Annotated in this window: 6 protein-coding genes; 2 read left to right on the top strand and 4 right to left on the bottom strand. The window is 67.4% G+C overall.

Annotation, left to right across the window (positions count from 1 at the left end; translation table 11 throughout):
* Positions 1-19: 19 nt before the first annotated feature.
* On the top strand, positions 20-2,599 hold the full coding sequence (locus tag LJ656_RS18150; RefSeq protein WP_230510753.1) for a [protein-PII] uridylyltransferase: 2,580 nt from the start codon (positions 20-22) through the stop codon (positions 2,597-2,599).
* Positions 2,600-2,606: 7 nt separating this feature from the next.
* Positions 2,607-4,619, top strand: coding sequence for a pseudouridine synthase (locus tag LJ656_RS18145; RefSeq protein ID WP_230510752.1), 2,013 nt, complete (start codon positions 2,607-2,609; stop codon positions 4,617-4,619).
* Between the two features lie 162 nt (positions 4,620-4,781).
* Here LJ656_RS18145 and def read toward each other — a convergent pair whose 3' ends face one another.
* From def to smc, 4 genes are all read right to left on the bottom strand, one after another.
* Positions 4,782-5,315 carry a peptide deformylase gene (def, locus tag LJ656_RS18140; RefSeq protein WP_230510751.1) on the bottom strand — a complete coding sequence of 178 codons (534 nt, stop codon included), beginning with the start codon at positions 5,313-5,315 and terminating at the stop codon, positions 4,782-4,784.
* Positions 5,312-7,378 (bottom strand): NAD-dependent DNA ligase LigA, encoded by a 2,067-nt coding sequence (gene ligA / locus LJ656_RS18135; RefSeq protein ID WP_230510750.1) that lies wholly within the window; start codon positions 7,376-7,378, stop codon positions 5,312-5,314. Before ligA ends, def begins: the two co-directional genes overlap by 4 nt.
* 203 nt (positions 7,379-7,581) lie before the next feature.
* On the bottom strand, positions 7,582-8,934 hold the full coding sequence (locus LJ656_RS18130; protein WP_230510749.1) for a cell division protein ZipA C-terminal FtsZ-binding domain-containing protein: 1,353 nt from the start codon (positions 8,932-8,934) through the stop codon (positions 7,582-7,584).
* 112 nt (positions 8,935-9,046) lie between these two features.
* Positions 9,047-12,568, bottom strand: a complete 3,522-nt coding sequence (smc, locus tag LJ656_RS18125; protein WP_230510748.1) for a chromosome segregation protein SMC — start codon at positions 12,566-12,568, stop codon at positions 9,047-9,049.
* Positions 12,569-12,651: the final 83 nt, after the last annotated feature.

Below are 12,651 nucleotides of genomic sequence, written 5' to 3'. Positions count from 1 at the left end.
CCTTTTCGCCCGCCCTCCAATGAGTAGCGTTCCAGCCGTTGCCCCTGCCCATGCTTCGTCGCTCAAGGCGGACTACAAAGTGGCCAAAGCCCAGTTGCTGGAACGCTTTCGCACCGCCACCAACGTCGATGCGCTGATGGCCGCGCTCGCCCGCGCGACCGATCACTCGCTGCGCGCCGCATGGGACACGTGCGAGCTGCCGGACGAGTTGGCGCTCGTCGCGGTCGGCGGCTATGGGCGCGGCGAGCTCGCGCCGCATTCCGACATCGACATTCTGGTGCTGTTGCCCGATGCACCGCTCGCGCATCTGGAAGCGCGCATCGAGCGCTTCATCAGCCTCGCGTGGGACCTCGGGCTGGAACTGGGCAGCAGCGTGCGCAGCGTGTCGCAATGCATCGAGGAAGCGGCCGGAGACGTCACCGTGCGCACCTCGTTGCTGGAGGCGCGGCACATCACCGGCAGCACCGCGCTGTTCGACGATTTCGCGCGGCGCTACCGCGACGCGCTCGACCCGAAGGCGTTCTTCCAGGCGAAGGTGCTCGAGATGCGCCAGCGCCACGCGAAGTTCCAGGACACGCCGTACGCGCTCGAACCGAACATCAAGGAAAGCCCCGGCGGGCTGCGCGATCTGCAGCTCATTCTGTGGATCACCCAGGCGGCCGACTTCGGCAGCAGCTGGCGCGAACTCGAGGCGCGCGGGCTGATCACCGAGCGCGAGGCGCGCGAACTGCGCCACAACGAGAGTTTCCTGAAGTCGCTGCGCGCGCGGCTGCACGTGATCGCCGGACGCCGCCAGGACATTCTGGTGTTCGACCTGCAAACGCCGGTCGCCGAAAGCTTCGGCTATAAGCCGACCGCGACCAAGCGCGCGAGCGAACAGCTGATGCGCCGCTACTACTGGGCCGCCAAAGCCGTCACGCAACTCGCGACGATCCTGATCCAGAACGTCGAGGCGCAGCTGTTTCCGAGCACCAGCGGGATCACCCGGGTGCTGTCGGACCGCTTCGTCGAGAAACAGGGCATGCTCGAAATCGCCTCCGACGACGTGTTCCAGCGCGAGCCGAACGCGATCCTCGAAGCGTTCCTGCTGTACGAGCGCACGCCCGGCGTGAAGGGCCTGTCGGCGCGCACGCTGCGCGCGATCTACAACGCCCGCGACGTGATGGACCAGCACTGGCGCCGCGATCCGGAAAACCGCCGGCTGTTCATGGAGATCATCCGGCAGCCGGCCGGCATCACCCACGCGTTCCGGCTGATGAACCAGACCAGCGTGCTCGGGCGTTATCTGCTGAACTTCCGGCGCATCGTCGGACAGATGCAGCATGACCTGTATCACGTGTACACGGTCGATCAGCACATCCTGATGGTGCTGCGCAATCTGCGCCGCTTCGCGATCGCCGAGCATGCGCACGAATATCCGTTCTGCAGCCAGTTGATCGTGAACTTCGACCGCCCGTGGGTGCTGTACGTGGCCGCGCTGTTTCACGACATCGCAAAAGGCCGCGGCGGCGACCACTCGACGCTCGGCATGGCCGACGCGCGCCGCTTCTGCCGGCAGCACGGGATCGACGGCGAGGATGGCGAGCTGGTCGTGTGGCTCGTGCAGCAGCATCTGACGATGAGCCAGGTCGCGCAGAAGCAGGACACCAGCGACCCCGAAGTGATCAAGCGCTTCGCCGAGCTGGTCGGCACCGAACGCCGCCTGACCGCGCTGTACCTGCTGACGGTCGCCGATATCCGCGGCACCAGTCCGAAGGTCTGGAACACATGGAAAGGCAAGCTGCTCGAGGACCTGTATCGGGCGACGCTCGCGGTGCTCGGCGGCGCCACGCCCGACACCCATTCGGAACTGAAATCGCGCCAGGAAGAGGCGCTTGCGCTGCTGCGCCTCGAAACCGTGCCGGAAGGCGCGCAACGGGCGCTGTGGGACAAGCTCGACGTCGGTTACTTCCTGCGCCACGACGCGGCGGATATCGCGTGGCAAACCCGCGTGCTGTACCGCCACGTCGAAACGCCGACACCGCTCGTGCGCGCGCGGCCGTCGCCGATCGGTGAGGCGCTGCAGGTGCTGGTCTACGTGAAGGATCAGCCCGATCTGTTCGCCGGCATCTGCGCGTATTTCGACCGCAACGGGCTGTCGGTGCTCGATGCGCGCGTCAGCACGACGCGCCACGGCTACGCGCTCGACAATTTCCTCGTCGCGCACACCGAACAGGACGTGCACTACCGCGACATCGCCAATCTGGTCGAGCAGGAACTCACTGCTCGCCTCGCCGGCCATGGCACGCTGCTGCCGGGTCCGTCGAAGGGCCGGCTGTCGCGGCTGTCGCGCACCTTCCCGATCACGCCGCGCGTCGACCTGCGGGCCGACGAGCGCGGCCAATACTACATCCTGTCCGTGTCGGCGAACGACCGGCCGGGCCTTCTTTATTCGATCGCGCGCGTGCTGGCCGAGCACCGGGTCGGCGTCGCTTCGGCGCGGATCAATACGCTCGGCGAACGCGTCGAGGACGTGTTCCTGCTCGAGGGACACAGCCTGTCGGACAACCGCCTGCAAATCCAGGTCGAAACCGAACTGCTGCGCGCGATCGCAGTGTGAGCTTTTCATGCGAATCAAATTAACAGCCAAGCATCCGCGGCCGGCCTCGTCCGAGCGCGCCCCTGTCCGTTCCGGCAGCGCGTCCGCGCGTAAGCCGACCCGTCCGGTGCGGCCGCAAGCACCGCAAGCCGGTGGCGCTCGCGAGGGTAGCGCGGCGGCCGGCGGCACCGGCAAGCGGCCGGTCGGCCCGAAGCCGGCGGGTGCGGGGGCACCGCGTCGCTTTGAAGGTGGCGGCGAGCGTGGGGAACGCGGCTTTGGCGGCGAGCGCGGCGGTGAACGTGGGCCGCGCCGTGAAGGTGGTGAGCGCGGTGAACGGCCGGCGCGTCGCTTTGAGGGCGCTGGTGAGCGCGGTGAACGCGCGCCGCGTCGTGAATTTGGCGACCGCGCGGAACGCGCACCCCGCCGCTTTGAAGGTGCGGGTGAGCGTGGTGAACGTGCGCCGCGTCGTGAATCTGGTGATCGCGCGGAACGGGCGCCACGCCGCTTTGAAGGTGCGGGTGAGCGTGGTGAGCGTGCGCCGCGTCGTGAATTCGGTGATCGCCCGGAACGCGCGCCGCGCCGCTTTGAAGGCAGCAGTGAGCGTGGTGAGCGTGCTCCGCGTCGTGAATTCGGTGATCGCGCGGAACGCGCGCCGCGCCGCTTTGAAGGCAGCAGTGAGCGTGGTGAGCGCGCTCCGCGTCGTGAATTCGGTGATCGCGCGGAACGCGCGCCGCGCCGCTTTGAAGGCAGCAGTGAGCGTGGTGAGCGCGCTCCGCGTCGTGAATTTGGTGATCGCGCGGAACGGGCGCCCCGCCGCTTTGAAGGCAGCAGTGAGCGTGGCGAACGCGCTCCGCGTCGTGAGTTCAGCGACCGCGCAGAACGTGCACCGCGTCGCTTCGAAGGCGGCAATGAGCGTGGCGAACGTGCTCCCCGTCGCGAATTCGGCGACCGCACGGAACGTGCACCCCGTCGCTTCGAAGGAACGAGCGAGCGTGGTGAACGCGCGCCGCGTCGCGAATTGAGTGATCGCGCAGAACGCGCACCCCGCCGCTTCGAAGGCAGCAGTGAGCGAGCCGAACGCGCCCCACGTCGCGAATTTGGCGACCGCGCAGAACGCGCACCCCGCCGCTTCGAAGGAACAAGCGAGCGCGGTGAACGCGCCCCACGCCGCGAATTCGGCGACCGCCCGACCCGCGCCGCCAAACCGTGCGCCGCAGCACCGGCCGTCACCCCTGACACCGTCACCGCCACCCCGCGCCCGCGCCGCGACCAGGAAGACGCGCCCGGCATGCTGCGGCTGTCGAAACTGATGTCGAAACTCGGCATGTGCTCGCGCCGCGAAGCCGACGAGTGGATCGAGAAAGGCTGGGTAATGGTCGACGGCGAACGCGTCGATACGCTCGGCACCAAGGTGTTCCCGGACCAGCGCATCGATATCGACCCCGCCGCCGAAGCCGCGCAGTCGAGCCAGGTCACTGTGCTGATCCACAAGCCGGTCGGTCTCGTGTCGGGCCAGGCGGAAGACGGCTATCAGCCGGCCATCACGCTGGTCACGCCGGAGAACCGCTGGGAAGGCGACCAGTCGGGCATCCGTTTCGCGCCTTCGCATCTGCGTCAGCTCGCGCCGGCCGGCCGTCTGGACATCGATTCGACCGGCTTGCTGGTGTTGACCCAGGACGGCCGCATTGCGAAGCAGCTGATCGGCGGTCATTCGGAGGTCGACAAGGAGTATCTGGTGCGCGTCGCCTACGGCGAGCACACGGTCGACGTCGAAAGCCACTTCCCGGCCGACAAGCTCGCGCTGCTGTGCCAGGGCCTGACGCTCGACGACGTCCAGCTCAAACCCGCGCAGGTCAACTGGCAAAACGGCGAGCAATTGCGTTTCGTGCTGCGCGAAGGCCGCAAGCGCCAGATTCGCCGCATGTGCGAGCTGGTCGGCCTCGAAGTGGTCGGCCTGAAGCGCGTGCGGATGGGGCGCATAACGCTCGGCGCGTTGCCGCCGGGTCAATGGCGCTATCTGTCGGAAGACGAAGCGTTCTGATGCGCTGAGGTCCGAACCCTGGGCCGGCTCCGTGTGAGCCGGCGCGCTTCGGCTTCGATCAATAAAAAAAACCCACGCACGAGCGTGGGTTTTTTATTGCCGCCGGCACGGCGCGTCGCACCTGCCACAAACGCGCCACGAACGCGCGACAAACGCGCCGCCTCAATCGTCGCTATTCGGATCCAGATCCGGGAACAGGACCTCGGTAAAGCCAAACTTCGAAAAATCCGTAATCCGCATCGGATAGAGCTTGCCGATCAGGTGATCGCATTCGTGCTGCACGACGCGCGCGTGAAAGCCCTCGGCGACCCGTTCGATCGCATTGCCGAACTGGTCGAAGCCGTGATAGCGGATCATCGAAAAGCGGTTGACCGCGCCGCGCAGCCCCGGCACCGACAGACAACCCTCCCAGCCCTCCTCCATGTCCTGCGACACCGGGGTGATGGTCGGGTTGATCAGCACCGTTTCCGGCACCGACGGCGCGTCCGGATAGCGCTCGTTCGAGCCGAAGCCGAAGATCACCACCTGCAGATCGACGCCGATCTGCGGCGCCGCGAGCCCCGCGCCATTCGCGTGGTGCATCGTCTCGAACATGTCCTTGACCAACTGATGCAACTCGGGCGTATCGAAGTGATCGACCGGTTTGGCGATTCGCAGCAAGCGCGGATCGCCCATCTTCAGAATGTCGTGAATCATGAATGCCCCTCCAGGAGCTTGCGCATACCTTCTTCGTCGAGTACGGGGATGCCGAGTTCCTCCGCTTTCGCGAGCTTGCTGCCCGCGTCCGCGCCGGCCACCACGTAGCTGGTTTTCTTCGACACCGAGCCCGCCACCTTCGCGCCCGCCGCTTCGAGCATCTCCTTCGCCTCTTCGCGCGACAGAGTGGGCAGCGTCCCGGTCAGCACCACGGTCTGCCCGGCCAGCACGCCCTGCGGCGCCTTCGGCGCGGGCGGCCCCTCCTTCCAGGTGACCCGGCCCGGCGCGCGCAACTGCTCGATCACCGTGCGGTTGTGCTCCTCCGCGAAGAACTGGTGCAGCGATTCGGCGACCACCGGGCCGACGTCGTTGACTTCCAGCAGCTCTTCGAGCGACGCGTCCATGATCGGCGTCAGCGAACCGAAGTGCTTCGCGAGATCCTTCGCGGTCGATTCGCCGACATGACGAATTCCGAGCGCGTAGATGAAACGCGCGAGCGTGGTGTTCTTGGCTTTTTCCAGCGAGTCGAGCAGGTTCTGCGCGGACTTCTCGGCGAAACGGTCGAGTTCCGCGAGCGTCGCGAAACCGAGGTTGAACAGATCGGCCGGCGTGCGCACCAGATTCTGCTCGACCAGCTGATCGATGATCTTCTCGCCCAGGCCGTCGATATCGAGCGCGCGCCGCTGCGCGAAGTGCCACAGCGCCTGCTTGCGCTGCGCCGGACAGAACAGGCCGCCGGTGCAGCGCGCGATCGCCTCGTCCGGCAGGCGCTCGATATTCGAGCCGCACACCGGACATTGCGTCGGCATCACGAATTCGCGCGCATCGGCCGGGCGCCGGTCGAGCAGCGCGCTGACCACTTCCGGAATCACGTCGCCCGCGCGCCGCACGATCACCGTATCGCCGATGCGGATGTCCTTGCGGCGCACTTCGTCTTCGTTGTGCAGCGTCGCGTTGGTGACCGTCGCGCCGCCGACGAACACCGGCTCGAGCCGCGCGACCGGCGTGATCGCGCCGGTGCGGCCGACCTGCACGTCGATCGCGACAAGCTTCGTCAGCGCCTCCTGGGCGGGAAATTTATGCGCGAGCGCGAAACGCGGCGCGCGCGACACGAAGCCGAGCGCGTCCTGCTCGTCGCGCCGGTTGACCTTGTAGACCACGCCGTCGATGTCGTACGGCAGCTTGTCGCGCTTCTCACCGATGCCGCGAAAAAAGCCCAGCAGCCCTTCGGCGCCCTGCACGACCGCGCGCTCGCCGTTGACCGGCAGCCCCATCTCCTTGTACCAGTCGAGCAATTCGCTGTGGGTGGCCGGCATGTCGGCGCCGTCGAGCACGCCGATCCCATACGCGAAGAACGACAGCGGCCGCTGCGCGGTGATCTTCGAATCGAGCTGGCGCAGGCTACCCGCTGCCGCATTGCGCGGGTTCGCGAATTCGCGTTGCTCGGCCGCGCGCTGGCGCTCGTTCAGGCGTTCGAAATCGCGCTTGAACATCAGCACCTCGCCGCGCACGTCGAGTACGTGCGGCACGCGCTTGCCCTTCAGTTTCAAAGGAATCGAGCGGATCGTGCGGACGTTTTCGGTGACGTTCTCGCCGGTCGTGCCGTCGCCGCGCGTGGACGCCTGCACGAACACGCCGTCGACATAGCGCAGCGAGATCGCGAGGCCGTCGAACTTCAGCTCGGCCGCGTAGTCGACCGGCACCGGTGGCTCGCTCGCATTCTTGCCGAGCGCGTCACCGACGCGCTTGTCGAACGCGACGATGTCTTCATCGGCAAAACCGTTGTTCAGCGACAGCATCGGCTGATCGTGCACGACCGGCTCGAAGCCGCTGGCCACTTCGCCCCCGACGCGCTGGGTCGGCGAGTCCGGCACGATCAGGTCCGGATGCTCGCCTTCGATGCGCTCCAGCTCCTTGAACAGCGTGTCGTACTCGGCGTCCGGCAGGTCCGGTTGGTCGAGCACGTAGTACGCGTAGTTCGCGCGTTCGAGCTCGGCGCGCAGCCATGCGGCCCGTTCGGCCGGCGCACTGGTTTCGGAAGGAGGGACGGAGGTTCGGGCCATACGCGCGGAAGCTTTATCAGGATGAAAGTCGGACATCGGATTATCGCAGGAAGCCTGGCCCTTTACATCGGCCGAATGGGCGACTTGCGATGCGCTTCGCGCCCTCGCGCGAATGCCTGTAAACGATGCCCCAAACGACAACGGCCGCACATCGTGCGGCCGTCTATTCCTGCGCGAAAAACGCGCGGCGCTGCGATGCGCGGTTACTGGCTGAACAGCCGCCGCGTCGCCGGCGAGCCCGCCGGAATGCCCGCCTGTTCAAGCTTCGCGTAGAGCGTCATCAGCTGCTTTTCGATCGCCAGCAGCGCGCTTTCCGGCAGCGGCCGGCGGCCGTCGTCGACGACCCGGCCGCCGATCCGCTCGGCCAGGGACTTCGCGTAGTCGCACATCAGGCGGAACGGCAGGATGTCTTCGTCGGCGACCGGCACGTCGAGCACCAGCGTGATCATCTCGCCGCCCTTGTACGTGAGGTCGTCGCGCAGGAAGTTGGTGTCGCCGAACTGCAGCATGAACACCGGGCTCTGGCGCGAGTCGAGCTTGACGAAGCGGGTGCCGTCGCGCGACAGCAGCAGCCCGTCCTGCGACGCGACCGCCTGTACGTAGTTAGCCGACCACGGCGCGCCGTCCGACAGCACGTTGATCGACAACTGCGCGTCGCACTGCGCGGCGAAGCCGTCGAGCTCGCGCGCCATCGCAACGGTTTCCAGCATGTCGGGAAATTCGGGGGCCGCGTCGAGCGCATCGGCGAACTGCTGCACACCGGTCACGAACTCGGAGAACTCGAGCTCGTTGAGCGCGCCGCTGCGGTTCGCGAGCTGCGCGGCCGCGCGCAGCTCCTCGTAGCGGATGCCGTTTTGCAGCAGCTCCCACGCGCCGCCTTCGGGCTTGCCCTCGATATGCACCGGCTTGCTGCCCGCGCGACGCAGCCGCTGCGCGAGCGGAATCACCTTGTCGCCGGCCACCGGGCCGTTCAGCCGGATCGGCACGATGCAGTCGATGCGCCGGTCGACGATCGCCGGCGGCGCCGACGAAATCGTCGTGGCGGCCGGCAGGATCGGCTCGACGCGCTCCTGCTCGACGGACGCCGGCTTTGCCGCGGCAGCCGTTTCAGCAGCGGGCCGCTCGCTGTCGCCAGCCGATGCGTCGGCGTGATGGGGCTCGCCCTCGCCCGCGCCTTCGGCTCGCGCCGCCTGTTCAGGGTCCGGGTAGCCGTTCGGCGACGTCATCTCCGCCTGAATATCGGCGGGCGTGTCGAGCGGCGCCGTAGCCGCACCTGCGGCCGCACCGAAAGTCGGCTCGACCCGCGCGGCGCTCGGGTCCGCGAGCGGCTCGGCGGCGCTCACGCTCGGCTCGCGCCGGATGGTCGGGCGGGCCGGCTCGATGAACGGGCTCTGCTCTTCATGCTCGTCCCGCGGCGCGAAACTTTCGGCGGTCTCGGCCGGCATCGGCCGCGGCATCTTGCGACGCACCTTCGCGCCCTGCCACGCGTTGTACACGACCACGCCCCCGACCACCACGGCGCCCGCGCCGATCAAACCGAGTGTCAACTCGTCCATGCATGCTCCATCAGCAATTCTTCCATCCGCGCGGGATTGCGTGCGCTTCAGTTCTCGCGCGGCCGGTCAGCACCGCCGCTGCGCTGAACGCGCCGCCCGCGCAGGCCTTGACTCAAACGATATTCTGGGCGAAACCCGCCGCCGTTTCCATGTCGACCGCGACGATCCGCGACACGCCCTGCTCCTGCATCGTCACGCCGATCAGCTGCTGCGCCATCTCCATCGCGATCTTGTTGTGCGAGATGAACAGGAACTGGGTCTTGTCCGACATCGCCCGCACGAGGTTCGCAAAGCGCTCGGTGTTCGCGTCGTCGAGCGGCGCGTCGACTTCGTCGAGCAGACAGAACGGCGCCGGATTGAGCTGGAACATCGCGAACACCAGCGCGGTCGCGGTCAGCGCCTTCTCGCCGCCCGACAGCAGGTGAATCGTCGAATTCTTCTTGCCCGGCGGCTGCGCCATCACCTGCACGCCGGCATCGAGAATTTCGTCGCCGGTCATGATCAGCTTCGCCTGACCGCCGCCGAACAGGCGCGGGAACAGCTCGCCGAAATGACGGTTCACTTCGTCGAAGGTGCTTTGCAGCAGCGTGCGGGTCTCCGCGTCGATCTTGCGGATCGCGTCTTCGAGCGTTTCGATCGCGCTGGTCAGATCGGCAGACTGCGCGTCGAGGAAGGTCTTGCGCTCGGTCGCCGCTTTCAGCTCGTCGAGCGCGGCCATGTTGACCGGCCCGAGCGCGATGATCGCGTTGTTGATGCGCGTGACTTCGCCTTGCAGGTACGACGGCTTCATGTCCGGCGTCAGCTTGGCCTGCAACTCGGCCTCGTCGACGCCCGCCGCCGCGAGCTGTTCGATGAACTGCTCGCCGTTCAGGCGCGCGGCCTGTTCCTTCAACTGCAATTCGTTGATGCGATCGCGCAACGGCTGCAACGCGCGCTCGGCGGTCAGGCGGGTTTCGTCGGCCGCCCGCAGCTTCGCGGTCAGGTCGTCGAGTTCGACGCGCGCGGCGCGCAGCGCTTCTTCCTTCGCGGTGCGGATGTCGAGCGCGTCCTGCAAGCCGGTGTGCGCGGTCTGCTCGTTGATCGTTTCGAGTTCGGCGCGCGCGTCTTCGAGCGAGCCGGCCACGCGCTCGCTCTGCTCGTGCGCGACCTGGATGCTGCGCTTGAGCTCATCGATCCGGTTCGTCATGTTGCGCGCGGCGAAGCGCGCATCGGTCGCGGCACGGTCGAGATCGCGCGCTTCGCCGCGCGCGCTCGTCAGTTGTTCGTCGAGCGCTTCGAACGCCAGTTGATGATCTTCGAAGCGCGCCTGCAATTCGGCGAGTTCGCCATCGTGACGCTCGAAGTTCGCTTCCGATTCGGCCCGCAGCGCGCGCTGCTCCTCGACCTGCGCGGCGATTTCCTCGAGTTCCTCGCGAATCTGCGTGCTGCGCTGCGTGTAGCGCTCATGCGCCTGGGTCAGCTTCAGCACGTCCATCTGCAATGCGTGGACCCGCTGGGTCGCGCGCTCGGCTTGCGCACGCAGATCGGCGAGCGCCTGCGCGGCCTGGGTATGCGCGGCTTCCGCGCGGATCGCGGCGGCCTTCGCCTCGTCCGCGAGCAACGCCTGCGCGCGCACCTGACGGCCGAGGTTTTCGATTTCCTGCTGGCGACCGAGCATGCCGGCCTGTTCGGAGTCGGCCGCGTACAGTTGCACGCCGACGCGGGTGACCAGGTGCCCCGCCTTGACGACGAACGCGCCGCCTTCGGGCAGTTGCGAGCGCAGCGCCAAAGCCTGCTGCAGATCGTCGGCGACGAACGCGAGGCCGAGCCAGTCGTTCAGCACCGCGCGGATGCCCGCGTCTTCGATCCGTACCAGCGACAACAGCGAGCGCAGCGCGGCGGGCGCCGCCGGCGCCGGCTGACCGGCCGAGGGCGGCGCGTAGAACGCGAGCTTGGCGGGCGGCGCATCGGTCGCGAACGCCTTGACCCAGTCGAGATTCGACACTTCGAGCGCGGCGAGGCGCTCGCGCAGCATCGCTTCGAGCGCGGTTTCCCAGCCGGCTTCGACGTGCAGCTTCTTCCACAGACGCGGCAGGCCGCCCAGTTCGTGCTTGTCGAGCCACTGCTGGATCTTGCCCTCGGTCTGCACGCTCTCCTGCAGTTGCTTGAGCGCGGCGAGGCGTGCGTCGAGCTGATGAATCTGCGCGCTTTCGGCCTGCACGCGCTCCTGCGCGGCGCGGCGCTCGCCGTCCAGCCGCGGCAGCGTTTCCTGCGCATCGGCGAGACGCGCCTGCGCGTCGTGCAGGATTTCCTCGTGTTCGGCGAGCTGCATGCGCAACTCTTCGAGCTGCGCTTCGTCGGGCGCGTCGAGCCCGCCTGCTTCCGACTTCAGCCGCTCATGGCGCTGCTGCAACTGCTGCAACTGCTGATCGGCATTGCGCTGATGCGCGGCTTCGAGTTTGAGCGCCTGTTCGGTCTGCGCGATGCCGCCGCGCTCCGCGTTCAGTTCGGCCTGCGCGTCGCGCCAGCGCGCTTCGAGCGCGGGCAGCGCGTCGTGCTTCGCGGCCGCGTCCTCTTCGGCGAGCAGCGCTTTTTCTTCGGCGACGGCCAGCTGCTCCTCGGCGTCGGCGATATCGTCCTGTGCCTTGTCCGCCTGCGACTGCCACTGCTCGCGCTGCGCGGTCAGCGCGGCGATCTGCGCCTGCACGCGATTGCGCGACTCGACGATGAAGCGGATCTCCGCCTCGAGCCGGCTCACTTCCGCGTTCGCTTCATAGAGCGCGCCTTGCGCGCCCTGCATCGCGTCGCTCGCCGAGTAATGCGCGACCCGCAGCGTTTCGAGTTCCAGTTCCACTTCGCGCAGCCTCGCGGTCTGCGCTTCGAGGTCGATCTGGGCCTGTTCGATCGCGCGCTGCTGACGTTGCTGCTCGCCGCCCGCCTCGTTCTTGCGCAACAGCCACAGCAGCCGCTGCTTTTCTTCGCCGTCGGTCTGCAACTCGCGATAGCGGGTCGCGACGATCGCCTGCGCTTCGAGCTTCTCGAGATTCGCGCCCAGTTCGCGGACGATGTCCTCGACCCGTGTCAGGTTCTCGCGCGTGTCGTGCAGACGGTTCTCGGTCTCGCGGCGGCGTTCCTTGTACTTCGACACGCCGGCGGCTTCTTCGAGGAACACCCGCAACTCTTCCGGCTTCGCCTCGATCAGGCGCGCGATCATGCCCTGCCCGATGATCGCGTACGCGCGCGGCCCGAGACCGGTGCCGAGGAAGATGTCCTGGATGTCGCGGCGGCGCGCCGGCAGATTGTTGATGTAGTAGCTGGAGGTGCCGTCGCGGGTCAGCACGCGCTTCACCGCGATTTCCGCATACTGGCCCCACTGGCCGGCGGCGCGGCCTTCCGCGTTGTCGAACACCAGTTCGACGCTCGCGCGGCTGCCGGGCTTGCGGGCCGTCGAGCCGTTGAAGATCACGTCCTGCATCGACTCGCCGCGCAGCTCCGACGCGCGCGATTCGCCGAGCACCCAGCGCACGGCGTCGATGATGTTGGATTTGCCGCACCCGTTCGGGCCGACCACGCCGACTAGCTGGCCTGGGACCTGGAAATGGGTGGGATCGACGAAGGATTTGAAGCCAGCGAGTTTGATCGAGGTGAGACGCACGGCGATTTCGCTGTTTGAAAAGAGGGTGTGATAGGTGGCTCGCGAGGTTGCGCCGGTCGTTCACCGCCATGGCGGGACGGCCC

This window comes from Paraburkholderia sejongensis (genome assembly GCF_020880815.1).
Classification (GTDB): domain Bacteria; phylum Pseudomonadota; class Gammaproteobacteria; order Burkholderiales; family Burkholderiaceae; genus Paraburkholderia; species Paraburkholderia sejongensis.
This window is presented reverse-complemented; position numbering and strand designations above follow the sequence as displayed.